This is a genomic window from Rhodoferax sp. GW822-FHT04A08 (assembly GCF_058801025.1).
Window position 1 is genome coordinate 170,162 of sequence record NZ_JBXAMW010000005.1, and the last position, 22,785, is coordinate 192,946.

Here is a 22,785-nt window from a genome sequence, read left to right on the forward strand (position 1 = left end):
GATGAGCCGATTGCTCGAATTATTGAAACAAGGTGTGGGTTTCATTACCTTCGTTGCGCAGCAATTCCGGCTGTCCTACCTGGTGCTGGCGTTGACTTTCGTGGTCCTTGCTCTTGAATACGCTGCCACCAGTCTCATGGTGCCTATGGCGCCAGGGCAATCCGGAAATGGAGGCTTGGTGAGCACACTTTGGCACCAGTTTGCCCAGCAGGTAGGCATGCAGCCAGTGTTCAGGACTTGGTTGTGGCTGTTCTTCCTGCTCATGTCGGCGCGCATGATTTTGGGATATGCGCTGTCGGTGCTGACCACCGTACTGGGCAAGCAGGTGCACAAAGCGCTCAGCCGCAGTGTCTTTGGACAAATCCTGCTGCAGGAACCCATGTCGCGGGTCTATACCCGGTCCGTGGGGCACTACATCACTCTCGCCGGAGACGATACCTTCAAATGCGGAACCATCGTGGCCAGCGCATTGCAGACTTTGGTGGGTAGCATGACCGCCGTGGTTGGGATGGTGGTGCTGTTCCAGTTTTCGCACTTTCTATTCTGGTCGGTTGCAGTTTTCCTGGCCTTGAACCTGCTGCTGATTGTCGGCCTAATGCGGTCCATTGTGCGACTCAACGCAAAGTCAACAGACTTGTCACGGGAGTCCGGCACGACCTTCGTGGAGGCGCTCAACAGCCTGCGTTCCATCCGCACATTGCATGGCGAAAAATTTGTCATGGCCACCTATGCTGCCCAAATTCGGTCGTACGTGCGCATGCTGGTGCAGATTGACGCCATCAAGTCCGGTGTGAAGGCATTTCCGGCCATTGTTCTACTGCTGCTTGGTGCCGTGGCGCTCAGACCGGGAGCCGAGATGGAGCTGGCGGACGCCACCCTGTTTGCTGGAACCATCATCATCATCCGGGTGTTTGCCTCGCTGGGGCAGATGGTGGCGGCCGGAATGCAGATCCTGACAGATGTGCGCGCAGTGGGTGACATAGGCGCGTTGTTGGACATTGCGCGTCGGCACACCGACGTCCCTATGCCAAGCGCGCACCTGCCCATTCAGACCCTGTCGTTGCACCAGGTGTCATTTGGTTATGGAGATCGAGGCCGTGTGCTGCAAGACGTTTCGTTTGAATTTGCCTCCAACCACACCTACGCCATCGTAGGTTCCTCAGGTTCGGGCAAATCCACTCTTGCTGACATTGTGTTGGGCCTTACCCTCCCCGACGGTGGTGAAGTACAGGTCAACCATGGCGATATTTCCTTGTCCGCAGCGCGTACACGCTTCATGCTCGTGGAACAACAGCCCAAGATCTTTTCTTCGTCGGTGAAGGAAAACCTGTTGATGGGCCTGCAGGCGACAGATGCGGAGCTCTACGCCGCTTTGGAAATCGTCAATCTGGATGCTATGGTTCGCTCCCTGGAGGAGGGACTGGACACCCGGCTGACCTATCTGGGCGAAAATTTCTCCGGCGGTCAGCGTCAGCGTCTCGGTATCGCCAGGGCTTTGTTGCGCAACCCTGACGTATTGATACTGGATGAAGCGACCAGTGCACTCGATCCGGAGACACGTATCCACGTTGTCACCAAGCTGCGAGAGCGTATGCGTAATGGCATCATCATATTCATAACCCACGACGAAGAAATTGCTACCCTGGCTGACGAAGTTCTAAAGATTGAAAAAAGCGAAACCGCATGAGCGCACTACCAACCTACGCTCCAGTAGCTCTATTTGCCTACGCGCGCCAAGACCACTTGCGTCTGACGGTTGAGTCGTTGCTGCGTAACCCGGAATGCAGCAGCACACCTCTGTATGTGTATTGCGACGGACCGCGCAACGATAGCGCCAAGCCGCAAACCGACGCAGTGCGTGCTTACGTAGATTCGCTGCAAGGATTCGCTTCGATTGCGCGGATCTACCGCGACACCAATCAGGGGTTGGCCCAATCCATTATCAGTGGAGTGAGTGAAGTTGTGGCACGCCACGGCTCAGTGATCGTGATGGAAGACGATCTGGTTGTTTCGCCGCACTTTCTGGCCTACATGAACCAAGGGTTGCAAATTTACAGGGACGAGGCTCGCGTCGCAAGCATCCACGGCTACAGCTACCCGGTGGAAGATGATCTGCCGGATACCTTCTTTTTGCGGGGCGCAGACTGCTGGGGCTGGGCCACTTGGGCGCGCGCATGGCAGCACTTTGAACCCGATGGCAAAAAGCTGCTGACTGCATTGCGCAACAAGAAACTCACAGATGCCTTCGACATGGGCGGTGCCTATCCCTTCACACGCATGTTGTCCAATCAGATCAAGGGCAAGAACAATTCCTGGGCGGTACGCTGGCATGCCAGTTGTTTCCTGGCGAACATGCTGACTTTGTACCCTGGCAAAAGTTTGGTCAACAACATCGGCATGGACGGCAGTGGAACGCATTGTTCGCCCACCGACGCCTTTACCCATTTGCTGGGAACAGAGCCAATCCGGCTTGAAAAAATAACCATTCAGGAGAGCCCAGTCGCTGTCCGTGCTTTTGCCCGCTTTCTGCGCAGGCAGTCGGCGCCGATGGCACGAGTCAAGCGTGGCCTGACCCGGATATGGAATTCACTGGTGAAGCCTCATTCATGAAGCGCTATTTCTGTACTCTGTTTGATAGCGGCTACCTCTTCAAAGGGGCTGTGATGCTCAACTCTTTGAAGAAGCATTGCCCTGAAGCCACCGTATTCGTGCTTTGCCTGGATGCGCTTGCCAGCGACATCCTGCAAACCTTGCAGATCGACGGATGCATTTGCATCCCTCTGTCCTTGGTGGAAAGTGATGCCGTACTAGCGGCAAAAAGCAACCGGAACGTGGCCGAATATTGCTGGACCCTGTCATCGTGCTTTACGGCATGGGTGTTGGACAACCGCCAGGAAGTGGACCTTATCACCTATCTGGACGCCGACCTGATGTTTTTCTCGTCACCGGAGCCCCTTTTTGATGAGCTCAAAGACGCTTCTATCGGCATCATGGAACACCGCTTTATTCCACGCCTGCAGCATCTGGAATCCAAGGGGCGGTTTTGTGTGGAGTGGGTCAGCTTCCGACGCGATGTACAGGGCCTGGCCTGTCTGTATCGGTGGCGAGAGCAATGCCTGGACTGGTGCTATGACCGCCTGGAGGCCGGTCGCATGGGAGACCAGAAATACTTGGATACCTGGCCCCATGACTATTCACGTACACGCGTATTGGAGCACCCCGGGGCAGGCGTAGCGCCATGGAACTACTCCAATTACACCTATGGTCAGAACAGCGAAGGCCAGATCTGTGTAGACAATGAGCCTCTAATCTTCTACCACTTCCACCAGTTCCAGCTGGTTGACGATGGCAGTTTTTACCGCCTTTCACCTTACTATGCTGAGGAGGGGCCGGCGCCTGAACTTATTTATGGTGCCTACGAATCCGCCATGCGCAGCATGGTGCGTGCCATTCAAACGCAAAGACCCGGGTTTTCCAAAGGTATGAAGTCCAACGCGCAGGTTAACTCCAGAAGGTGGATACAGACCTATGTTCCGAGATCAGTCAAAGAACTGCTAAAGAAGTTCATCCGATACTGAGCCCTATGAAAGTCTCCATCATCACCGCCTGCCACCAGAGCGAGGCCACTATTCAGAAGGCTATAGATTCTGTAGCGAGCCAAACCTGGCCGTCCATTGAACACATCATCATTGACGGTGCGTCGAGGGATGCCACGGTAGCCATCGTTGAACGCAACCTGTCAAGGATTGCACACTTTGTTTCGGAGCCGGATAAGGGTGTCTATCAGGCTATGAACAAAGGTTTGAAACTTGCCACGGGTGACGTCATCGCCTTTCTCAACTCCGACGATGTCTACAGCAGTCCTCTGGTAATAGAGTGGATAGCGCGGGCCATGCAAGAAGAGGGCCTTGACGCGTTGTACGGAAATGTTGAGTTCTTCCACGCAGACAACCCCGACAAGGTAGTTCGTACTTACAACTCCGGCCGTTTCAACCCTTCACGCATAGGGTGGGGTTGGATGCCTGCCCACCCGGCGTTGTTCATTCGACGCGAAATTTACCAGCGCTTTGGCAATTTCAAGGAAGACTACAAAATCGCGGGCGACTATGAGTTCATTGCCCGCATATTCAAGTCTGGTGAGCTCAAGAGTCGACATTTTGACAATGTGCTGGTGCGCATGCAGACCGGTGGCCTTAGCACGGCTGGCCTAGCCGCCACTTACCAGCTCAACAAGGAGATATTGCGCGCCTGCCGGCAAAATGGCATTTCAACCAACTGGCTGAAGATACTGTCCAAGTATTTCTTCAAGTTGGGTGAACTTCTCCATGTCTAGTCTGTCCTCCACCAAAGGCATGGGTGGCGATGTACTGGTGACCGGAGCCACTGGGTTTGTCGGTCGTCGTCTGATGGCGGTTCTGGGGAGCAAGGCTGCAGCACTATCCACGCGTTCTGACCTATCATCTTGGCCCGCAGCATTGCAGGGTAAGCAGTGTGTCGTCCATCTGGCAGCACGAGTGCACCTGATGCGGGATACGGCCGAGGATCCGATGGCTGAATACCGCAAAGTCAATGTGGACCACACTCTGGCTCTTGCACGGCTGGCGCATGCAGCCGGTGTGCGTCGTTTTGTCTTCCTCAGTTCAGTCAAGGTCAACGGCGAGCAAACCGAGGTCGGCAAGCCCTTTGGTGCAGACGATATCCCGACACCGCAAGATGACTACGGCATATCCAAGTTGGAAGCAGAGGCCGGGCTTCTAGCCATTGCAAAAGAGACAGGCCTGGAGGTAGTCGTCATCCGCCCGCCACTGGTCTACGGCCCTGGCGTTAAGGCCAACTTTGCTGCCTTGATGCGGGCTGTTGCCAGGCGTTGGCCTCTGCCTTTGGCTTCGGTTCGCAATCACAGAAGCCTGGTCGCCCTGGACAATTTGGTGGATTTCATCTTCACCTGTATCAACCATCCCCAGGCGGCAAACCAGATATTTCTGGTGAGCGATGGCAATGACCTGTCCACCCCCGACCTCATCAGAGGTCTGGCCCGCGCGCAGGGCGTGGTGCCTAGGATATTCCCGTTTCCCGTGAAGGTTCTACGGGCCATTGCGGCGATTGCCGGAAAGCGCATGGCGGTGGAGCGCTTGTGCGGCAACTTGCAGGTAGACATTTCCAAGGCCAGAAATTTGTTTCAATGGACCCCTCCCGTTTCGGTAGAGGAAGGGCTGCGCCGAGCAGCAGGCGATACTTCACACCTATGAAGCGTCTGTTTGATGTCTGTCTGGCGTGCGTCGCCGGCGTTGTGCTTGTGATTCCGTTCCTGCTTGTTGCTGCAGCCGTTCGCCTGACTTCCAAAGGCCCGGTGCTGTACTGGTCAGATCGCGTGGGGCGCGACAATGCCATTTTCCGCATGCCCAAGTTCCGCAGCATGCGGGTAGGCACACCTGCCGTGGCCACACACTTGTTGGCCGACCCGGCAACCTACCTCACACCCATTGGCGGGTTCCTGCGCAAAAGCAGCCTGGATGAGTTGCCACAGCTTTGGAATATCCTCAAAGGCGATATGAGTTTTGTCGGTCCACGCCCAGCACTTTTCAACCAGCATGATTTGATTGCCCTGCGTACCGCACAAGGCGTGCATCGCCTTGTTCCGGGTCTTACCGGTTGGGCCCAGGTCAACGGACGGGACGAGATTCCCATTCCTCAAAAAGTGGCGTTTGACCGGGAGTACCTGGACCGAAGATCGCTCTGGTTTGACCTCCGCATATTGATGCTGACGGCGGTCAAGGTTCTCAAACGTGACAATGTGACGCACTGAATGGTCTTACGCATGACCCAACGGATATTGACCTGGCCGCGTCGCATCAAGCAACTCACGGTAGTGATGTTGGACGTGGCGCTGGCCTTGCTCGCCACTTGGCTGGCTTTCGGCTTGCGCCTGGATGTCTGGGGATTGCCGGTGGGCGCGCAATGGCGTGTGTACCTGCTGGCCCCCTTGCTGGCCATTCCCATCTTTGTGCGCTTCGGCCTGTACCGGGCCATATTCCGCTATACCGGTCAGGCAGCCTTGAATGCCACAGCCAAGGCGGTGGTGCTGTACTCCGTGGCGCTCACCGCCGTGCTGCTGAGCCAGCGCTGGCTGGGGGTTCCTCGCACATTGGGTGTCCTGCAGCCGATCATCTTTCTGATACTGGTCGGTCTGAGCCGTGCCATGGCCCGCTTCTGGCTCGCAGGTCTGCCCCTGCTGGGCTCGGGCCATGCGAGCAGCCGTTTGCTGATTTATGGCGCGGGCAATGCAGGTGCGCAAACCGCGTCGGCGCTGCAGTTGTCCGGACAATTCAAGCTGATCGGTTTTGTGGACGACAACGCCTCCATGGTGGGCCGCATCATCAACGGAACACCGATCTTCAGTGCGGAGCAGATTCCAGATTTGGTGTCCCGCCACAAAGTCACCGACATCTTTCTGGCAATGCCGAACGCTACGCGAGAACGCCGCAACAAGATCATCCGTTCCCTGGAAAGTCTGCCGGTCCACGTGCGCTCGTTGCCCAGCATGTCGGACCTGACCTCCGGAAAGGTAACCGTACAGGACTTTCGTGAACTGGATATCGAAGACCTCCTGGGGCGCGAACCGGTGCCGCCGCGTACCGATCTGCTGGAGCGAGATCTGACCGGCCAGGTGGTGTTGGTAAGTGGCGCCGGTGGCAGCATCGGCAGCGAGCTGACACGCCAGATCGTCCTGCAACGGCCGCGCCAATTACTGCTGCTGGATCACAACGAATTTGGCCTGTATTCCATCCACCAGGAGTTGCTGGCCCTGTGTGCGCACGCGGCGCCGCAGGTCGAACTTACTCCGCTACTGGCCAGCATTGCCAACCCCGATCGCCTGCAAGCCATATTCGATCGCTACCAGCCGGTGACGGTTTACCACGCGGCCGCCTACAAGCACGTTCCCATGGTGGAAGACAACCCGGGAGAGGGGGTGCGCAACAACGTCTTTGGCACCTTGAACATGGCGCGTGCAGCGGTGGCTTCAGGTGTGCATCGTTTTGTGCTGATCAGCACCGACAAGGCGGTGCGCCCTACCAACGTCATGGGCGCCACCAAGCGCATGGCCGAGCTGGTGCTGCAGGCTTTTGCGCAGGCGCATCCGCAAACGCTGTTTTCCATGGTGCGTTTCGGCAATGTCCTGGGGTCCAGTGGCAGCGTGGTTCCTCTGTTCCGCAAGCAATTGGCCGAGGGCGGGCCGCTGACCGTGACGCATCCGGAAGTCACACGGTATTTCATGACCATCCCGGAGGCGGCGCAACTGGTTTTGCAGGCGGGTGCCATGGGGCAGGGCGGCGATGTGTTTGTGCTGGACATGGGGCAACCCATCAAGATCATGGATCTGGCGCGGCGCATGTTGCATCTCTCGGGCTTGAGCGAGCGCAGTGCCGCCAATCCGAACGGCGACATAGCCATTTCAGTCATCGGCCTGCGTCCCGGAGAAAAGCTGTACGAGGAGTTGCTAATCGGGGACAACCCCGAGCCTACCGAGCACCCGCGCATCATGAAGGCGCGTGAGCCGCATCTTTCTTGGCAGGAGCTGCTGGAGGTGCTCTACACGCTGCAGGCGGCGGCCGACGTCAACGACGCGCCAGCGATCAAGGCTGTGTTCCTGCAGCATGTGCAGGGCTACCAGACAAGTTAGGCCTGCGCGCGGCACCAGAGCCGGGCAGGATGCTGATCAGGCACAATTTGATCCAGTTCTTCATTTTTCCTATCTGGACTTTTGACCATGTCTGACGCAACTGCTATTTCCCCCCGCGACAAAGCCGACATCCTGGCCCAGGCGCTGCCGTATATCCGCAAGTTCCATGGCAAGACCATGGTCATCAAATACGGCGGCAACGCCATGACCGAGCCGGCCCTGCAAAAGGCCTTTGCCGAAGACGTGGTGCTGCTGAAGCTGGTGGGCATCAATCCGGTGGTGGTGCACGGCGGCGGTCCCCAGATCGAACAGGCCTTGAAGCGTCTGGGCATGAAGGGCGAGTTCATCCAGGGCATGCGCGTGACCGACGCGCAGACCATGGAAGTGGTGGAGTGGGTCCTGGGCGGCGAGGTGCAGCAGGACATTGTCGGCCTGATCAACCAGGCTGGCGGCAAGGCCGTAGGCCTGACCGGGCGGGACGGCGGCATGATCCGCGCACAAAAACTCAAGATGCTGGACAACGCGGACCCCAGCATCGAGCACGACATCGGTCAGGTGGGTGACATCGTCAGCGTGGACCCCAGCGTGGTCCAGGCCCTGCAGGACGATGCCTTCATCCCGGTCATCAGCCCGATCGGTTTTGGCGAAAACAATGAAAGCTACAACATCAATGCCGATGTGGTGGCAGCCAAGCTGGCCACCGTGCTCAAGGCCGAAAAGCTGATGATGCTGACCAACATCAGCGGCGTGCTCGACAAGCAAGGCCAGCTGTTGACCAACCTCACCGCGCGGCGCATTGATGAGTTGTTTGCCGACGGCACCATCTCCGGCGGCATGCTGCCCAAGATTTCCGGTGCGCTGGATGCGGCCAAGAGCGGGGTCAACTCGGTGCACATCATCGACGGGCGCGTTCCCCACGTTCTGTTGCTGGAGATTCTGACCGAGCAGGCCTTCGGCACCATGATCCGCTCCCACTGAGCCCGCATGCGCCTGCTGCTCGTCGAAGACGATGTGCTCGTGGCCAGCGGCATCAAGCTGGGGTTGTCCAACGCCGGGTATGCGGTGGACTGGGTGGGCACCGCCGAACGCGCCATGGACGTCATGGCCCGCGACACATTCGACATTGCAGTGATCGACATCGGATTGCCGGTGATGGATGGGTTGGAACTGACGCAGTGGCTGCGCAGCCAAGGCCACACCATGCCAGTGCTGATACTCACAGCGCGTGACGCCTTGCAGGACCGCGTGCAGGGTCTGGACCGCGGGGCGGACGACTACATGGTCAAACCGTACGAACTGCCGGAACTGCTGGCGCGCCTGCGCGCCCTGCTGCGCCGCTCGCAGGCTGCCACATCGGCAGTGCTGCGCTTCGGCACCCTGGAGCTCGATACCGGGCTGCGCCAGGCCAGCATTGTGGTGCGCGACGGCAACGGGCCTTCGAGCTCCCGGCTTGCGCTGGAACTGGGCCCCAGGGAGTGGACGGTCATGGAGTATCTGATGCTGCAGTCTCCCAAACCCGCCAACAAGGACAAGCTGCTGCAAGCGTTGACCGGTTGGGACAAGGAAATCACACCCAACGCGGTGGAGGTCTACATCTCACGGCTGCGTGCCAAGCTGGAGCCGCATGGCATCGCCCTGCGCTCCATTCGCGGCTTTGGCTACCGTCTGGAGCAGGTGGGCGCAGTTTGAGCCCCAGTCAGCACGTCAATCTGGGCCCCGGCCTGCAAAGACGGCTGCTGCTGCTGCTGCTGGCTCCTTTGTTGTTGCTGGCGGCAATCAATACTTGGTTTGACTACCAGTTGGCGGATTCGGTCGCCATTCAACAGGACCGTCAACTGCTGACGCTGGTGCCGCAGTTGGCAGACTCCATCCTGATTCGCAGCACTTCTCCGCAGGATCCTCCGGCCTTGCGGCTCTCTCCGGTGCTGGCCGACTTTCTGGAAGCGCGTCCGCACAAGGCAACCTATGCCGTGCTCAACTCCGACGGCAAAGTCCTGCTGGGTGATGCCTGGTTGGGTGACTACCCGCCGAACACCCACGAGCCGGAGTTTTCCAGTCAGGAGTACGAGGGCGTGGTGTATCGCATCGTCAGCCAGCGCATTCTCAGTGCCGCGGGTGAACTGACCGTGCGTCTGGCCGATGGAACCGACGTGCGCATGCAGTGGTTCCAGCGTCTGTGGTTCAAGGTACTGCTACCCAACCTGGTGTTGGCCATTGGCGCGGTACTTGCCGTCAACTGGGCCGTGCGGCGTGCGTTGCGCCCGCTGCTGGAGCTCAAGGATGCGGTGGAGGGGCGCTCCCCGCGCGACCTCAGCCCGCTGGATGCCGCAGGATCTCCGGAAGAAGTGCGTCCACTGGTGAACTCGCTCAATCGGCTGTTTGATCTGGTCAACGCACAGGCCGAAGGACAGCGCCGATTTGTGGCCGACGCGGCCCATCAGTTGCGCACGCCATTGGCCGGTCTGCAAGCTCAGGTGGAGGCCTGGGCACTGGCCGGCAAGGACACCATCACCTTGTCGGCTGAGCAGATACGCAAGCTGCGGGACGCCACGCGCCGCACCTCACAGCTGGCCGCGCAATTGCTGGCGCTCTCGCGGGCTGATGCGCGCAGCGGCAGCCAGGAGCCTCGCCAACCGGTGAGCCTGAAATGGCTCTGTGAGCAGGTGTTGGAGGAATACCTGGACGCTGCCGCGGCCAAGCACATTGATCTTGGGCTGGAGGTGGTGGATATCGAGGTCAGTGGCTATTCGTGGCTGTTGCGGGAATTGCTCTCCAATCTGGTCGACAACGCCGTACGCTATACGCAGCCTGGCGGCCATATCACCTTGCGCTGTGGCGAGCGGTGGGCCTTCGGCCATGGCCACGCGCAGGCTCTTCTGGAAGTGGAAGATAACGGTCCGGGTGTGCCGCCGCAGGAACGCACCCGCATGCTCGGGCGGTTTTACCGATTGCCCGGTACGCCGGGGGATGGCAATGGACTGGGGCTGGCCATTGCAGACGAGATCGCCCGTGTCCACCACAGTCAGCTTCAGATCCAAAGTGGTCATCAGGGGGTGGGTCTGCGCTGCATGCTGCTGCTGGAGCCTGTGCGAGAATCATCCAACCCCTAGCTGCCACCCACGATGCCCGACGACCACAATACGCCACTGGAAGACGCAATGGACGACGTGCAATCGACGCTCGATGCAGCGGCCACGCCTGTGCGCAAGCGCCCCAAGCCGGGCGAGCGGCGCATCCAGATACTGCAGGCACTGGCCGCCATGCTGGAGCAGCCAGCCGCCGAGCGAATCACCACGGCTTCGCTGGCGGCGCGCCTGGATGTCAGTGAAGCCGCGCTCTATCGCCACTTTGCCAGCAAGGCGCAGATGTTCGAGGGACTGATTGAGTTCATCGAGCAGTCGGTATTCACATTGGCCAATCAGATTGTGGAGCGGGAACATGGCGAGGGTGCCCGCGTGGGTGAGCGCCAGTGCGCCCGCATCATTGCCATGCTGGTGCAGTTTGCCGAAAAGAATCCCGGCATGGCCCGAGTCATGGTGGGCGATGCCTTGGTCTTTGAAAACGAGCGCCTGCAGCAGCGGATGAACCAGTTCTTCGACAAGATCGAGGCCTTGCTCAAACAATGTTTGCGCGATAGCGCGCAGGGCGTCTCCACCGCGCCCACGGTTGACGCGCAGGTGCGGGCGGCGGTTCTTGCCGCGTTTGTAGTGGGGCGTTTGCAGCGCTTTGTGCGTTCGGGTTTTAGGCGTCAGCCTTCGGAGCACCTGGAAGCCACTCTGGTCGTCATGCTCGGGTAAACCCGAGTCTCAAATAGAGACGGCTATCTAGAACTTGCCTGGCGACTGGGGGGTCGGCATAAATGCTGCAAAATAGCACGGTCGTTCTATTTTGTTGGCAAATACTGCCGACCCCCAGTCACCATGGCAACTACATCCGGTTCCGCGTCGCGCAGCGCCACCAGTCCCGCCAAATCAGGCGTTACCTCCTTGCATCCCGCTGGGCGAGGCGCTACGTCATCTGGCCGGGCTCTGCAGAAAGGGCAGCACACCAAGGCCGTCATCATCGATGCCGCCTTGGGGCTGGCCACGCAGATCGGTCTGGAGGGTCTGAGCATCGGTGCCTTGGCCGAAATCACGCAGATGAGCAAGTCAGGCGTGTTTGCCCATTTCGGCTCCCGTGAAGAGCTGCAGATCTCGGTCATCCGCGAATACTTCACCCGCTTCGAGCAGGAAATCTTCTATCCCTCCCTGCAGCAGCCCCGTGGTCTGCCACGCGTGCAGGCCTTGTTCGGAAACTGGATGAAACGGGTAGCCGCCGAAATCCAGTCCGGCTGCATTTTCATCAGCGGTGCCGTGGAATTTGATGATCGGCCCGGTCCCGTGCGCGATGCGTTGGCAAGCTCGGTCCACACCTGGCTGGAGGCTCTGCATCGTGCCGTGGTGCAGGCCCAGGAGTGCGGGCATCTGAATGCCAAGGCCGATGCACAACAAATTTCCTTTGAAATCCACGGCCTGATCCTAGCTGTTCATTACGAAGCCCGTTTTCTCAAGAACCCCGGTTCCATCGACCGGGCCAAGACCGCGTTCAACAACATTCTTGCGCACCACGGCGCGCAGAGTCTTTCCTAAACCCAGACCCATCAGGAGCCCACCACCATGCCAGCCTATACCCCGCCCCTGCGCGATATGCAGTTTGTAATGCACGAGTTGCTCCATGTTATGGACGACCTGAAGCAGATTCCCAAGCATTCCGATCTGGATACCGATACCGTCAATGCCGTGCTGGAAGAAGGCGGCAAGTTCGCGTCTGAAGTGCTGTTCCCGCTCAATATCAGTGGCGACAGCGAGGGCTGTACGCTGGACAACACCACGCACGAGGTCACCACACCCAAAGGCTTCAAGCAGGCCTATCGCCAATACATCGATGGTGGCTGGGCGGCCCTGGCATGCGACACCGACTTTGGTGGACAAGGCCTGCCACTGGTGCTCAACCAGATGTTCTATGAAATGCTCAACAGCGCCAACCAGTCCTGGACCATGTACCCGGGTCTGACCCATGGCGCGTACGCGGCCCTGCGCGAGCACGGCACCGACGCACAGAAGCAGACCTACCTGCACAAGATGACCAGCGGCGAGTGGACCGGCTCCATGTGCCTGACTGAACCTCATTGCGGTACCGATCTGGGCCTGATGCGCACCAAGGCCGAGGCGCAGCCCGATGGCACCTACAAGATCACCGGCACCAAGATATTCATCAGCGCCGGCGAACACGACATGGCCGAAAACATCGTGCACCTGGTGCTGGCGCGCCTGACCGATGCACCTCCCGGCATCAAGGGCGTGAGCCTGTTCATCGTGCCCAAGTACCACGTCAATGCCGACGGCAGCCTGGGTGCACGTAATGGCATCCACTGCAGCCGCCTGGAAGAAAAAATGGGCATCCACGGCAATGCCACCTGCCAGATGGTGCTCGAAGGTGCGATAGGCACGCTGGTGGGGCAGCCCAACAAGGGCATGCAGGGTATGTTCGTGATGATGAATGCCGCCCGCTTGGGCGTAGGCAACCAGTCGCTGGGCCTGACCGAAGTGGCGTACCAGAACGCCCTGGCCTATGCCAAGGACCGCATCCAGATGCGTTCACTCTCCGGCCCCAAGTCCAAGGACCAGCCCGCGGACCCCATCATCGTGCACCCGGACGTGCGCAAGATGCTGCTCACCGCCAAGGCCTATGCCGAAGGTGGCCGCGCGCTGCTGACTTTCTGCTCCATGCTGCTGGAGAAAGAGCACTACCACCCGGACGAAAAGGTGCGCAAGGACTCCGCCGAAATGCTGGCCCTGCTGACACCCATCGTCAAAGCCTTCATCACCGACAACGGCTGGATTTCCACATCCGCCTGCCTGCAGGTGTTCGGCGGCCATGGCTTCATCAAGGAATGGGGCATGGAGCAGTACGTGCGCGATGCCCGCATTAACATGATCTACGAAGGCACCAACACCATACAGTCGCTCGACTTGCTGGGCCGCAAGGTGCTGTCCAACAACGGCGCCACGCTCAAGAAGTTCGGCAAGCTGATCGGCAAGCTGGTGGAAGAAGAGGGCGTCAATGAAAAGATGGCCGAGTTCATCACACCCATTGCCATCCTGGGTGACCAGATGACCAAGTTCACCACCGAGATCGGTTTCAAGGGCTTCCAGAACCCGGATGAAGTGGGCGGTGCAGCAGTGGACTATCTACGTGTCGCTGGTCACATGGTGTTCGGCTACTTCTGGGCGCGCATGGCGCAGGTGGCCCTGCGGGAAATTGCCGCGGGCAACACCGACAGTTTCTACGTCGCCAAGCTGCAGACCGCGCGCTTCTACTTTGCCAAGCTGTTCCCTGAGACCGCCACGGCCATGCGCACTGCACGCTCCGGCGTCAAGGTGCTGCTGGACACCGACGCCGCATTGGCCTGAGCGTTTCAGACTGCCACATAACAAAGAGGAGAACCGCATGATCCGTACAGCAGTAGCTTGGGTATTGGCCTTTTCATCCGCATGCGCCATGGCGCAGATGACGCCGGTCGGCTTATGGAAAACCATTGACGACGATGGCAAGACCGAGAAGTCCCTGGTGCGCATCAGCGAGGCAGGCGGCGTACTCACGGGCAGCATCGAAAAGATCTTTGATCCGGCCAAGCAGGACCACAAGTGCGACAAGTGCACCGACGACCGCAAGGACAAACCCTTGCTGGGCCTGAACATCATCCGCAACGTACGCCAGGACGCGGATGACAAGACCATCTGGACCGGTGGCGAAATTCTGGACCCCGCCAATGGCAAGACCTACAAGACCCGCCTCAAGCCCGTGGATGGCGGCAAGACCATGGAAATGCGCGGCTACATCGGCTTCCTCTACCGCACCCAGGTGTGGCAGCGCGTCGAATAAGTCTTCCGGCCCTTTGCGGGCCGGAGAAATCAATTGAAGGAGTAATGTGTGAGTCGCTTTAATGTCCGCAAAGTCGCCGTCCTCGGCGCCGGTGTCATGGGGGCCCAGATCGCTGCGCACCTGGTCAACGTCAAGGTGCCGGTGGTGCTGTTTGATCTGCCCGCCAAAGAGGGTCCCAAGAACGGCATCGTCACGCGTGCCGTGGAAGCCCTCAAGAAGCAGAAGCCCGCGCCCCTTGGTGTAGCGGAAGATGCGGTGCTGATTCAGCAGGCCAACTACGAGGAGCACATGGACGTGCTCCAGGAATGCGACCTCATCATCGAGGCCATTGCCGAGCGCATGGACTGGAAGCTGGACCTGTACCAGAAGATCGCCCCCTTCATCGCGCCGCACACCATTGTTGCGTCCAATACCTCCGGCCTGTCCATCACCAAGCTGAGCGAGGCGCTGCCCGAGGCCATCAAGCCGCGCTTCTGCGGCATCCACTTCTTCAATCCGCCGCGCTACATGCTGCTGGTGGAGCTGATCAACACGCCCACCACCAGCGCGCAGGCGCTGGACGACCTGGAAGCCTTTGTCACCAGCAACCTGGGCAAGGGCGTGGTGCGTGCCAAGGACTCCCCCAACTTCATCGCCAACCGTGTCGGCATCGCCGGCATGCTCTCTACCATGAAGGAGGTGCAGAACTTCGGCCTGACCTACGACGTGGTGGACGACCTTACCGGCAAGAAGCTCGGCCGTGCCAGCTCCGGCACCTTCCGAACCGCCGATGTAGTGGGCCTGGACACCATGGCCCATGTGATCAAGACACTGCAGGACACGCTCAGCCTGGAGACCGACCCGTTCTACGAGAGCTTTGCTACGCCCGAAGTGCTCAAGGCCCTTCTCGAACTCGGCAACCTGGGCCAGAAAACCAAGGCCGGCTTCTTCAAGAAGGTAGGGCGCGACATCCTGCGCTTTGACCTGGCGTCCAAGGACTACGTTCCCGCCGGGGAGAAGGGCGACGAAGTCTACGCACGCATGCTCAAGAAGCCCGCTGCCGAACGCCTCAAGCTCCTGCGCAATGCCGAAGGCGCGCAAGGTCGTTTCCTGTGGGCCATCTTGCGCAACAGCTTCCATTACGCTGCGGTGCACCTGGGCGCCATTGCCGACAACGCGCGCGATGTGGACTTCTGCATGCGCTGGGGCTTTGGCATGAAACAGGGCCCGTTCGAGCTGTGGCAAGAAGCCGGCTGGCTCGAAGTGGCCCGCATGGTCCAGGAGGACATTGATGCGGGCAAGGCGCTGTGCAAGGCACCGTTGCCGGATTGGGTCTTCAAGGGTCCGGTGGCCGAGGCGGGCGGTGTGCACACCCCCCAGGGCTCCTGGAATCCGACCACTGGGCAGTTTGTGCCGGTTCGCCAATTGCCGGTGTACACGCGTCAGCACTTCCCCGAAAGCGTGTTGGGTGCCCAAGCTGCTGACGCCAAGACCGCAGGCACCACCGTGTATGAAGACGAACACCTGCGCCTCTGGACGCTGGGTGCAGCAGGCAGTGCCGATGCCGATGTGCTGATTGCCAGCATCAAGACCAAGATGCATGCCATCGGCCCCGGTGTGGTGGAAGGCCTGCTGCAGGCGCAGGAGCTGGCCGAGAAGGAATACCAGGGCCTGGTGATTTGGTCGCCCGACGACATGTTCTCTGCCGGCGCCGACCTGCAGGCCATGCTGCCCGCCTTCATGATGGGCGGAGCACGCGCCATCCAAGGGGCTGAGGCCGAGATGCAGCAGATGATGCTCAAGCTGCGCTACTCCAACGTGCCCGTGGTGTCTGCGGTACGCGGACTGGCACTGGGCGGTGGCTGCGAACTGGCGGTGTACTCCAGCAAGCGCGTGGCCGCCATGGAAAGCTATATCGGTCTGGTGGAAGTCGGCGTGGGCCTGGTGCCTGGAGCCGGCGGCCTGACCTACGTCGCACGCCGTGCGGCAGAGAATGCAGCGGCATCTACCGGCAAGGATTTGCTGCCCTTCCTCACCGAAGGCTTCACCTCGGCGGCTATGGCCAAGGTGGGCACCAGCGCCTTGGAGTCGCGCAAGCTGGGCTATCTGCTGGAGAGCGATGTCATCGTTCCCCACAAGGACGAGCTGCTGTTTGTGGCCATCAACGAAGCGCGTGCCATGGCTGCATCGGGCTACCGTGCGCCGCACAAGCGCCAGTTTCCGGTGGCTGGCCGCAGCGGCATTGCCACCATCAAGGGTTCCCTGGTGAACATGCGCGACGGCGGCTTCATCAGCGCGCACGATTTCCACATTGCCTCGCTGATTGCCGAAGTGGTTTGCGGTGGTGACGTGGACGCTGGCACCCTGGTGAACGAGGAATACCTGATGACCCTGGAGCGCAATGCCTTTGGCTCGCTGCTCAACAACCCCAAGACGCAGGAACGCATCATGGGAATGATGTCCACTGGCAAGCCCGTAAGGAATTGAGATGAAACAAGTACAAGACGCCTATATTGTTGCTGCCACGCGCACGCCCATTGGCCGCTCGCACCGCGGCTTCTTCCGCAACACCCGCCCCGACGATCTGCTGGTCAAGGCTCTGCAGGCCGTGTTGGCCCAGGCCCCATCGCTGGACCCGCATGCCATCGAGGACCTGATCTGTGGCTGCGCCATTCCAGAGGGGCAGCAGGGCCTCAACGTGGCCCGCATCGGCGCGGTGCTGGCCGGTCTGCCCACCAGCGTGGGCGGTATCACCGTGAACCGCTTCTGCGCCTCCGGGCTGTCTGCCATCCAGATGGCGGCAGACCGCATCCGCGTGGGTGAGGCTGATGTGATGATGGCCGCTGGCGTGGAGAGCATGAGCATGGTGCCCATGACCGGCAATGCGCCTTCGTTTTCACCCGCCATGTTTGCCAACGACGAGAACATCGGCATTGCCTACGGCATGGGCCTGACCGCGGAAAAAGTGGCCAACCAGTGGAAGGTCAGTCGCGATGCGCAAGACGCCTTTGCCGTGGCCTCCCACACCAAGGCACTGGCCGCACAAGCCCGCGGCGATTTTGCAGCCGAGATCACACCGGTGGAAGTAGTGGACCGCAGTGCCAACCTGGAAACCGGTGAGGTGATTGAAAAACGCCGCACCGTGTCGCTGGATGAAGGCCCGCGTGCCGATACGTCCATGGAAGGCTTGGCTAAGCTCAAGACCGTTTTTGCCGCACGCGGCTCGGTGACTGCGGGCAACAGCTCGCAGACATCCGACGGTGCCGGCGCACTAATTCTGGCCAGCGAAAAAGCCATCCAGCAATACGGGCTGACTCCTTTGGCGCGCTTTGTGAGCTTTGCCAGCAAGGGCGTACCGCCGCACATCATGGGCATAGGCCCGATCGAGGCCATTCCCGCTGCATTGCGCTACGCGGGTTTGAAGCAGGATGACATCGACTGGTTCGAGCTCAACGAAGCCTTTGCCGCGCAGTCACTGGCCGTGATCAACACGCTGGGCCTGAACGCGGACAAGGTCAACCCGCTGGGCGGCGCCATTGCCCTGGGTCACCCGCTGGGTGCCACCGGCGCCATGCGTGCGGCCACCGCCATCCATGCCTTGCATCGCAACCAGCTGCGCTACAGCATGGTCACCATGTGTGTGGGCATGGGCCAGGGCGCGGCGGGCATCTTCGAGCGCGTGTGATTCAATTCGGGTTTTATTCGGGAACATAGCTATGCAAGAAGTCCTTGTCGACAACACCGACGGCGTCATGACCATCACCCTCAACCGGGTGGAAAAAAAGAACTCCTTCACCAACGCCATGTACAGCGCCTGCGCTGAGGCGCTGGATGCTGCCAAGGCCGATGCCAGTGTGCGGGTGGTGGTGTTCCAGGGGCATGCCACGGTGTTCAGCGCTGGCAATGACATCGCGGACTTTCTGAACAGCCCGTCTCCCGGCCTGAGCGCGCCGGTGCTGGGCTTCCTGCGCAGTCTGGCATCCTTTCCCAAACCCCTGGTTGCCGCCGTGTGTGGCCCCGCAGTGGGCATAGGCACCACCATGCTGTTCCATTGCGATCTGGTCTATGCCGGTGATAACGCAGCCTTTGCCATGCCTTTTGTGAACTTGGGTGTCTGTCCCGAGGCGGCGTCCAGCCTGCTGGTGCCGCAGATGATGGGCTACCACCGTGCCGCTGAGGCGCTGCTGCTGGGCGAACCCTTCATGGCCGAGGCCGCCCTGGAAGTGGGCCTTGTGAACCGCATCGTTCCGCCGACCGAGGCCAACGGTGTAGCCCAGGCGCAGGCGCGCAAGCTGGCGGCCAAACCGCTGTCTTCGCTGATGGAGACCAAGCGCCTGATGAAGAAGGGCATGCAGACGCAGGTGCTCGCCGTGATTGACGAAGAGGCCGCCATCTTCGGTCGCATGATGGGCGAGCCCGCGGCGCGCGAGGCTTTTTCCGCCTTCATGGAAAAGCGCAAGCCCGATTTTTCCAAGCTGTAAGCAACGGGTCGTTTGTGTCCGCCCTGCATGTATGCGGGTGGCGGGCAGGCCGCGCTCACTCGTGCGTTACTGACTTGCTGCGCAGGGCCTTGATGCTGGAGCGTTGACTCTTGCCCTCCAGTCGGCGCACTTTGGATGCCTTGGTCGGCTTGGTGGCGCGACGCACACGTGGCGGCTTGGCCACGCTGTTGACCAGTTCATGCAGGCGCGCAAACGCGTCCAGCCGGTTCATGTCCTGGGTGCGGAATTGCTGGGCCTTGATGATGAGCACGCCATCCTGGGTGATGCGGCTGTCGCGCAACGCCAGCAGCCGCTGCTTGACGTCCTCCGGTAGCGAAGATGCCACGATGTCAAAGCGCAAATGAATCGCGCTGGACACCTTGTTGACGTTCTGTCCACCCGCGCCCTGCGCGCGGATGGCGGTCACTGTCACTTCGGTTTCATCAATGGTAAGAGGCGCTGTCATACTCTGCGTATTAGACTGCAAGAGCCCTGAGCCGGGGACGCAGTATTTTCAACCACCACCACGAGGGCAAACGCCATGGCAAAGGGTCAACAGAAATCCAACAAGGAATCCAAAAAGCCGAAAAAGGACAGCTCGTCCCCGAAGCCCGCTTCGGCCCTGAGTGAGCCGGTGCGCCCCACGGTCACTACTTATGTGGCACCACGCGGCAAGATGAAGGACAAGTGAACCCAACGGACATGGTCAAGGCTGAACATTCCATTGTTTTTGAACCCGAGTTCATCCAGGCGGTAACCCATATCTTTGAGGAATCCATCGTCTTCAACAAGACCTTGGGACTGAAGATATCCTCCGTCACCCCGGAGTGCGTCACCGGGACCATAGAAATGCGCCACGAATTGGTGGGCCACCCGAGTTACAACCGGCTGCACGGCGGCGTGATCAGTGCTGGCCTGGATGCCATGGGCGGTGTGGCGGTTCTGGCGGCCATTGGTGCGCGGCATATGGATGAACCGGTGGCCGCACGCCTGAGCCGGTTTGCCAAGCTGGGGACCATCGATCTGCGTGTCGACTACCTGCGACCTGCCATTGGTGAGCGTTTTTCGCTGCGTGCCGAGGTTTTGCGCCTGGGCTCTCGCGTGGCGTCCACCCGCATGGAGTTCCTGGGTGCGGATGGCAAGCTGCTTTCCACTGGAGCGGGCGCGTACATCATCTCTTGACATTGGTGACCGATAATCCGGGGATGAACAAGAAAGACCCTGGCTCTCTGGCGCGCTTTGTGCTGCGCGTGGAATTCATCCCGTACATCGTCTTTACCATCATCGGCATTGCGGTTCTGTATGTGGTGGGCAGCATTGCAGTAAATGCCTTCCACAATGGCAGTCTGATACCACCGCCCACCAAGCTCAATCGCTACGATTGCAGCGCTCCCTCGGGTAATTTCTCCATCATGTACCTGCATGGTACCGACCGGGTGCAAATCAAGTCGTCCAGCGGGTCGCTGGACGGCACCGTGAGCCAGAACCAGTTTGATTGGCAGGGTTTTGCCACGGACCGCAATGTGCTGGGCTTTGCGCCTCCCAAAGAGATCGTGTTTGAAGATTCCAAGAGCCTGCATGTCAGCGGTCCCGACTTGGTGAACGTGGTCTGCAACAACACCGTCGCCGCCACCAGCCAACGCCGCGATATCGCTCCCTGAGCCATGGACCGCAAGGAATACAAGCCCCGGTTTGGCCGCCTGCTGGCGGTATGTGGCCTGGCTGTGGCGTTCTGCGGGTTTCTGGTCTGGTTTGCCAGCACCTACTTGCGTGACTGCTGTGGGCCCTGATATGCGCGGCTTCAAGTTGGTAGCCTGCGTGCTGCTGTGCCTGGGATTGGTCGCCTGCCTGGAACCCGCCAAGGACACGCATCCGGATCAGGTGCTGACCAAGCGACGAGCGCTGTTCAAGCAATTCACCCGAGCCCTGGAGCCCATTGGCCTGGTGGCCAGCGGCCGCAAGGACTTCAAGCAGGACGAATTCCTGGTCATGGCGCAGGACCTGGAAAAGCTTTCCAACAAGCCCTGGGTGTACTTTCCGCCCGATGGCAACTACCCGCCCACACATGCGCGCCCTGCGGTATGGAGCAAGCCCGAGGCCTTCAAGCTGGCTCAGGATCAATACCAGGACGCCGTGCACCAGTTGGTTCTGGCCGCGCAAAAGGGCAAGCTAGAAGACGTGCAACTGGCGGTGGATCATGTGACCAACAGCTGCAAGGCCTGCCACAAGGACTTTCGCTACGAGTAGTTCAGCTCAGCAGCTGAATCAAGGCTTGCGGGTGCAGGCTCAGTCCTGCCAGTCCGGCGGTGCCCATCAAGACGCCAAAGACCGACGGCACCAGCGCCACTGCGAAGAGCAGGGGTAGCTGGGTAAGCGAAGCCACGGCCAGCAGCGAAATGGCAATGGCAATGCTCGCATCGGACAGGTCGAACTGGTCGTCGCGGAAATTCAGCGCGTCATAGGTCTTTTGGTCGTTTTCGGCCTGTGCCTTGAGTTCTGCCTTCTTGGCGGCTTGGTCTTTGACCTGTGCCTCGTAGGTGGCGATTTCCTTCTGCAGCAGTGGCAATTGCGCCGGTGTGGCTGCAATGGCCTGTATCTTGAGCTGGGTCAGCGTGGCATTGCCGATCTCTTCGCGAATGTTGCGAGCCTGATAGTACGACCAGTGGTCAATCTTGTCCGCCTGCGCCTGTTGCATGGCCTGCACGATGTTGTCGTCCTTGACCTTGCAGATGCCCATGAAGGTGGCCAGCAAAGCCACTGTGATGGCGACGGCCGGGTTGAGCCAAGCCAGGCGCGGCTTTTCCGGTTTGGCCGATTCGATGATTTCCATGGGGTCTATATCCATACGCGTAGCTCCTAAACGAAGAAAGGGTACCTGGTTTCCCAGGTACCCTGTTCAAGACGACGGGAAGTCGATCAGTTGGCAGCAGGTGCGGCTGGGGTAGCAGCGGCCTTGGCCTTCTTCACCTTCTTGGCGTGTTTCTTCTTCATGGGCTTGGCAGCAGAGGCCTCAGCAGCGGGAGCGGCGGCAACAGCAGCAGCGGGTGCAGCGGCAGCCTTGGGAGCCTCGGGGGTAGCAGCGAAAGACAGGGCGGCAACGCCAGTCAGAACGGTAGCTGCGATCAGGGACTTGACATTCAACATGGTTGGTTCTCACTTCAAAAACGATAGTCGCTGTAGCTTCGACCATCTCAAGCGAGCCCCGAGATTTCTTAGGGCTTGTGCTCACAACGGTATGGGGGTCACATCGTTGACCACGTTTACCGTTCATTTACAAAGCCGCTCAAAATGCCGTCAGCTTTTGGGAAGTTCGCGTGGCTTGCCCTGTTCATCTATGGCGACATAGGTCAATAACGCTTCCGTCACTTTGGCGTATTGGCGCTGTGCGAAATAGTGTTCCGCAAAGACCTCCACCTTGACGGTGATGGAGGTGCGACCGATGCGCACCACCTTGGAGAAGAAACTCAGAATGTCCCCCACGCGTACTGGCTGCTTGAAGACGAATTCATTGACCGCCACTGTGGCCATGCGCCCCTGGGTGTAGCGCGCTGGCAGAACCGAGCCGGCCATATCCACTTGCGCCATGACCCAGCCGCCGAAAATATCGCCATTGGCATTGCAATCTCCCGGCATGGGAATCACTTTGAGCACCAGCTCGGCGTCTGTTGGCAGAGAAACCGGTTCTGCGCTTGAATTTTGGGACATAGGCACAATCCTCAT

At 59.7% G+C, this 22,785-nt stretch carries 26 protein-coding genes; 22 read left to right on the forward strand and 4 right to left on the reverse strand.

Annotated elements, in window-relative coordinates:
- Window position 1 precedes the first annotated feature (1 nt).
- The 17 genes from AC1RMF_RS12380 (at window position 2) to AC1RMF_RS12460 (ending at window position 19,065) form a co-directional block, all read left to right on the forward strand.
- Window positions 2-1,687 (forward strand): ATP-binding cassette domain-containing protein, encoded by a 1,686-nt coding sequence (locus AC1RMF_RS12380; protein WP_493141770.1) that lies wholly within the window; start codon window positions 2-4, stop codon window positions 1,685-1,687.
- Window positions 1,684-2,610, forward strand: a complete 927-nt coding sequence (locus AC1RMF_RS12385; protein ID WP_493141772.1) for a glycosyltransferase family 2 protein — start codon at window positions 1,684-1,686, stop codon at window positions 2,608-2,610. The genes AC1RMF_RS12380 and AC1RMF_RS12385 overlap by 4 nt, the downstream gene beginning before the upstream one ends.
- Window positions 2,607-3,578, forward strand: coding sequence for a hypothetical protein (locus AC1RMF_RS12390; protein ID WP_493141774.1), 972 nt, complete (start codon window positions 2,607-2,609; stop codon window positions 3,576-3,578). Before AC1RMF_RS12385 ends, AC1RMF_RS12390 begins: the two co-directional genes overlap by 4 nt.
- Window positions 3,579-3,583: 5 nt before the next feature.
- Window positions 3,584-4,333, forward strand: coding sequence for a glycosyltransferase family 2 protein (locus tag AC1RMF_RS12395; protein WP_493141776.1), 750 nt, complete (start codon window positions 3,584-3,586; stop codon window positions 4,331-4,333).
- On the forward strand, window positions 4,326-5,249 hold the full coding sequence (locus AC1RMF_RS12400; RefSeq protein WP_493141778.1) for an NAD-dependent epimerase/dehydratase family protein: 924 nt from the start codon (window positions 4,326-4,328) through the stop codon (window positions 5,247-5,249). The genes AC1RMF_RS12395 and AC1RMF_RS12400 overlap by 8 nt, the downstream gene beginning before the upstream one ends.
- Window positions 5,246-5,806, forward strand: coding sequence for a sugar transferase (locus tag AC1RMF_RS12405; RefSeq protein ID WP_493141780.1), 561 nt, complete (start codon window positions 5,246-5,248; stop codon window positions 5,804-5,806). Before AC1RMF_RS12400 ends, AC1RMF_RS12405 begins: the two co-directional genes overlap by 4 nt.
- A 12-nt stretch (window positions 5,807-5,818) precedes the next feature.
- Window positions 5,819-7,681 (forward strand): polysaccharide biosynthesis protein, encoded by a 1,863-nt coding sequence (locus tag AC1RMF_RS12410; protein WP_493141782.1) that lies wholly within the window; start codon window positions 5,819-5,821, stop codon window positions 7,679-7,681.
- Between the two features lie 87 nt (window positions 7,682-7,768).
- Window positions 7,769-8,659, forward strand: a complete 891-nt coding sequence (gene argB / locus AC1RMF_RS12415; RefSeq protein ID WP_342620646.1) for an acetylglutamate kinase — start codon at window positions 7,769-7,771, stop codon at window positions 8,657-8,659.
- 6 nt (window positions 8,660-8,665) lie between these two features.
- On the forward strand, window positions 8,666-9,370 hold the full coding sequence (locus tag AC1RMF_RS12420) for a response regulator (protein WP_342620647.1): 705 nt from the start codon (window positions 8,666-8,668) through the stop codon (window positions 9,368-9,370).
- Between the two features lie 20 nt (window positions 9,371-9,390).
- Window positions 9,391-10,791 (forward strand): sensor histidine kinase, encoded by a 1,401-nt coding sequence (locus AC1RMF_RS12425; RefSeq protein WP_493141977.1) that lies wholly within the window; start codon window positions 9,391-9,393, stop codon window positions 10,789-10,791.
- A gap of 48 nt (window positions 10,792-10,839) precedes the next feature.
- Entirely contained in the window at window positions 10,840-11,478 is a 639-nt protein-coding gene (gene slmA, locus AC1RMF_RS12430) for a nucleoid occlusion factor SlmA (protein ID WP_342621079.1), read from the forward strand.
- A 123-nt stretch (window positions 11,479-11,601) separates the two neighbouring features.
- A complete protein-coding gene (locus AC1RMF_RS12435; RefSeq protein WP_342620648.1) occupies window positions 11,602-12,309 on the forward strand; it encodes a TetR/AcrR family transcriptional regulator in 708 nt (235 codons plus the stop codon).
- Between the two features lie 27 nt (window positions 12,310-12,336).
- Window positions 12,337-14,133 carry an acyl-CoA dehydrogenase C-terminal domain-containing protein gene (locus AC1RMF_RS12440; protein WP_493141784.1) on the forward strand — a complete coding sequence of 599 codons (1,797 nt, stop codon included), beginning with the start codon at window positions 12,337-12,339 and terminating at the stop codon, window positions 14,131-14,133.
- 37 nt (window positions 14,134-14,170) lie between these two features.
- Window positions 14,171-14,605 carry a DUF2147 domain-containing protein gene (locus AC1RMF_RS12445; protein ID WP_342620650.1) on the forward strand — a complete coding sequence of 145 codons (435 nt, stop codon included), beginning with the start codon at window positions 14,171-14,173 and terminating at the stop codon, window positions 14,603-14,605.
- Window positions 14,606-14,653: 48 nt separating this feature from the next.
- Window positions 14,654-17,071 (forward strand): 3-hydroxyacyl-CoA dehydrogenase/enoyl-CoA hydratase family protein, encoded by a 2,418-nt coding sequence (locus tag AC1RMF_RS12450; RefSeq protein ID WP_493141786.1) that lies wholly within the window; start codon window positions 14,654-14,656, stop codon window positions 17,069-17,071.
- A 1-nt stretch (window position 17,072) separates the two neighbouring features.
- Window positions 17,073-18,269 (forward strand): acetyl-CoA C-acyltransferase, encoded by a 1,197-nt coding sequence (locus AC1RMF_RS12455; RefSeq protein WP_493141788.1) that lies wholly within the window; start codon window positions 17,073-17,075, stop codon window positions 18,267-18,269.
- A gap of 31 nt (window positions 18,270-18,300) precedes the next feature.
- Window positions 18,301-19,065, forward strand: coding sequence for an enoyl-CoA hydratase (locus AC1RMF_RS12460; protein WP_493141790.1), 765 nt, complete (start codon window positions 18,301-18,303; stop codon window positions 19,063-19,065).
- A gap of 55 nt (window positions 19,066-19,120) precedes the next feature.
- On the opposite strand, the gene arfB is transcribed toward AC1RMF_RS12460, so the two are convergent.
- Entirely contained in the window at window positions 19,121-19,531 is a 411-nt protein-coding gene (gene arfB / locus AC1RMF_RS12465) for an alternative ribosome rescue aminoacyl-tRNA hydrolase ArfB (RefSeq protein WP_342620654.1), read from the reverse strand.
- A gap of 75 nt (window positions 19,532-19,606) precedes the next feature.
- Here arfB and AC1RMF_RS12470 point away from each other — a divergent pair, with 75 nt between their 5' ends.
- Genes AC1RMF_RS12470 through AC1RMF_RS12490 form a run of 5 tightly spaced genes read left to right on the forward strand, consistent with a single transcriptional unit; the run spans window position 19,607 to window position 21,312 of the window.
- On the forward strand, window positions 19,607-19,756 hold the full coding sequence (locus tag AC1RMF_RS12470; RefSeq protein WP_493141792.1) for a hypothetical protein: 150 nt from the start codon (window positions 19,607-19,609) through the stop codon (window positions 19,754-19,756).
- An 11-nt stretch (window positions 19,757-19,767) separates the two neighbouring features.
- Window positions 19,768-20,247, forward strand: coding sequence for a thioesterase family protein (locus AC1RMF_RS12475; RefSeq protein ID WP_342621080.1), 480 nt, complete (start codon window positions 19,768-19,770; stop codon window positions 20,245-20,247).
- Between the two features lie 23 nt (window positions 20,248-20,270).
- Complete coding sequence (locus AC1RMF_RS12480) at window positions 20,271-20,726, forward strand: hypothetical protein (RefSeq protein ID WP_342620656.1); 456 nt, start codon at window positions 20,271-20,273, stop codon at window positions 20,724-20,726.
- A 3-nt stretch (window positions 20,727-20,729) separates the two neighbouring features.
- The gene (locus AC1RMF_RS12485) at window positions 20,730-20,855 is read left to right on the forward strand and encodes a hypothetical protein (RefSeq protein WP_342620657.1); all 126 of its coding nucleotides are present in this window, start codon (window positions 20,730-20,732) and stop codon (window positions 20,853-20,855) included.
- Between the two features lies 1 nt (window position 20,856).
- Complete coding sequence (locus AC1RMF_RS12490) at window positions 20,857-21,312, forward strand: c-type cytochrome (protein ID WP_342620658.1); 456 nt, start codon at window positions 20,857-20,859, stop codon at window positions 21,310-21,312.
- Window position 21,313: 1 nt separating this feature from the next.
- Here AC1RMF_RS12490 and AC1RMF_RS12495 read toward each other — a convergent pair whose 3' ends face one another.
- From AC1RMF_RS12495 to AC1RMF_RS12505, 3 genes are all read right to left on the reverse strand, one after another.
- Window positions 21,314-21,910: a DUF4337 domain-containing protein gene (locus AC1RMF_RS12495; protein WP_342620659.1), complete on the reverse strand. Its 597-nt coding sequence runs from the start codon at window positions 21,908-21,910 to the stop codon at window positions 21,314-21,316.
- A gap of 71 nt (window positions 21,911-21,981) precedes the next feature.
- Window positions 21,982-22,209 carry a hypothetical protein gene (locus tag AC1RMF_RS12500; protein WP_493141795.1) on the reverse strand — a complete coding sequence of 76 codons (228 nt, stop codon included), beginning with the start codon at window positions 22,207-22,209 and terminating at the stop codon, window positions 21,982-21,984.
- A gap of 150 nt (window positions 22,210-22,359) precedes the next feature.
- Window positions 22,360-22,770 carry an acyl-CoA thioesterase gene (locus tag AC1RMF_RS12505; protein ID WP_493141797.1) on the reverse strand — a complete coding sequence of 137 codons (411 nt, stop codon included), beginning with the start codon at window positions 22,768-22,770 and terminating at the stop codon, window positions 22,360-22,362.
- Window positions 22,771-22,785: the final 15 nt, after the last annotated feature.

Bases quoted from the DNA above. Each gene is read 5' to 3' on its own strand.
- AC1RMF_RS12380 (WP_493141770.1), top strand. From the start codon at position 2: ATGAGCCGATTGCTCGAATTATTGAAACAAGGTGTGGGTTTCATTACC.
- AC1RMF_RS12385 (WP_493141772.1), top strand. From the start codon at position 1,684: ATGAGCGCACTACCAACCTACGCTCCAGTAGCTCTATTTGCCTACGCG.
- AC1RMF_RS12390 (WP_493141774.1), top strand. From the start codon at position 2,607: ATGAAGCGCTATTTCTGTACTCTGTTTGATAGCGGCTACCTCTTCAAA.
- AC1RMF_RS12395 (WP_493141776.1), top strand. From the start codon at position 3,584: ATGAAAGTCTCCATCATCACCGCCTGCCACCAGAGCGAGGCCACTATT.
- AC1RMF_RS12400 (WP_493141778.1), top strand. From the start codon at position 4,326: ATGTCTAGTCTGTCCTCCACCAAAGGCATGGGTGGCGATGTACTGGTG.
- AC1RMF_RS12405 (WP_493141780.1), top strand. From the start codon at position 5,246: ATGAAGCGTCTGTTTGATGTCTGTCTGGCGTGCGTCGCCGGCGTTGTG.
- AC1RMF_RS12410 (WP_493141782.1), top strand. From the start codon at position 5,819: ATGACCCAACGGATATTGACCTGGCCGCGTCGCATCAAGCAACTCACG.
- argB (WP_342620646.1), top strand. From the start codon at position 7,769: ATGTCTGACGCAACTGCTATTTCCCCCCGCGACAAAGCCGACATCCTG.
- AC1RMF_RS12420 (WP_342620647.1), top strand. From the start codon at position 8,666: ATGCGCCTGCTGCTCGTCGAAGACGATGTGCTCGTGGCCAGCGGCATC.
- slmA (WP_342621079.1), top strand. From the start codon at position 10,840: ATGGACGACGTGCAATCGACGCTCGATGCAGCGGCCACGCCTGTGCGC.
- AC1RMF_RS12435 (WP_342620648.1), top strand. From the start codon at position 11,602: ATGGCAACTACATCCGGTTCCGCGTCGCGCAGCGCCACCAGTCCCGCC.
- AC1RMF_RS12440 (WP_493141784.1), top strand. From the start codon at position 12,337: ATGCCAGCCTATACCCCGCCCCTGCGCGATATGCAGTTTGTAATGCAC.
- AC1RMF_RS12445 (WP_342620650.1), top strand. From the start codon at position 14,171: ATGATCCGTACAGCAGTAGCTTGGGTATTGGCCTTTTCATCCGCATGC.
- AC1RMF_RS12455 (WP_493141788.1), top strand. From the start codon at position 17,073: ATGAAACAAGTACAAGACGCCTATATTGTTGCTGCCACGCGCACGCCC.
- AC1RMF_RS12460 (WP_493141790.1), top strand. From the start codon at position 18,301: ATGCAAGAAGTCCTTGTCGACAACACCGACGGCGTCATGACCATCACC.
- arfB (WP_342620654.1), bottom strand. From the start codon at position 19,531: ATGACAGCGCCTCTTACCATTGATGAAACCGAAGTGACAGTGACCGCC.
- AC1RMF_RS12470 (WP_493141792.1), top strand. From the start codon at position 19,607: ATGGCAAAGGGTCAACAGAAATCCAACAAGGAATCCAAAAAGCCGAAA.
- AC1RMF_RS12475 (WP_342621080.1), top strand. From the start codon at position 19,768: ATGGTCAAGGCTGAACATTCCATTGTTTTTGAACCCGAGTTCATCCAG.
- AC1RMF_RS12480 (WP_342620656.1), top strand. From the start codon at position 20,271: ATGAACAAGAAAGACCCTGGCTCTCTGGCGCGCTTTGTGCTGCGCGTG.
- AC1RMF_RS12485 (WP_342620657.1), top strand. From the start codon at position 20,730: ATGGACCGCAAGGAATACAAGCCCCGGTTTGGCCGCCTGCTGGCGGTA.
- AC1RMF_RS12490 (WP_342620658.1), top strand. From the start codon at position 20,857: ATGCGCGGCTTCAAGTTGGTAGCCTGCGTGCTGCTGTGCCTGGGATTG.
- AC1RMF_RS12495 (WP_342620659.1), bottom strand. From the start codon at position 21,910: ATGGATATAGACCCCATGGAAATCATCGAATCGGCCAAACCGGAAAAG.
- AC1RMF_RS12500 (WP_493141795.1), bottom strand. From the start codon at position 22,209: ATGTTGAATGTCAAGTCCCTGATCGCAGCTACCGTTCTGACTGGCGTT.
- AC1RMF_RS12505 (WP_493141797.1), bottom strand. From the start codon at position 22,770: ATGTCCCAAAATTCAAGCGCAGAACCGGTTTCTCTGCCAACAGACGCC.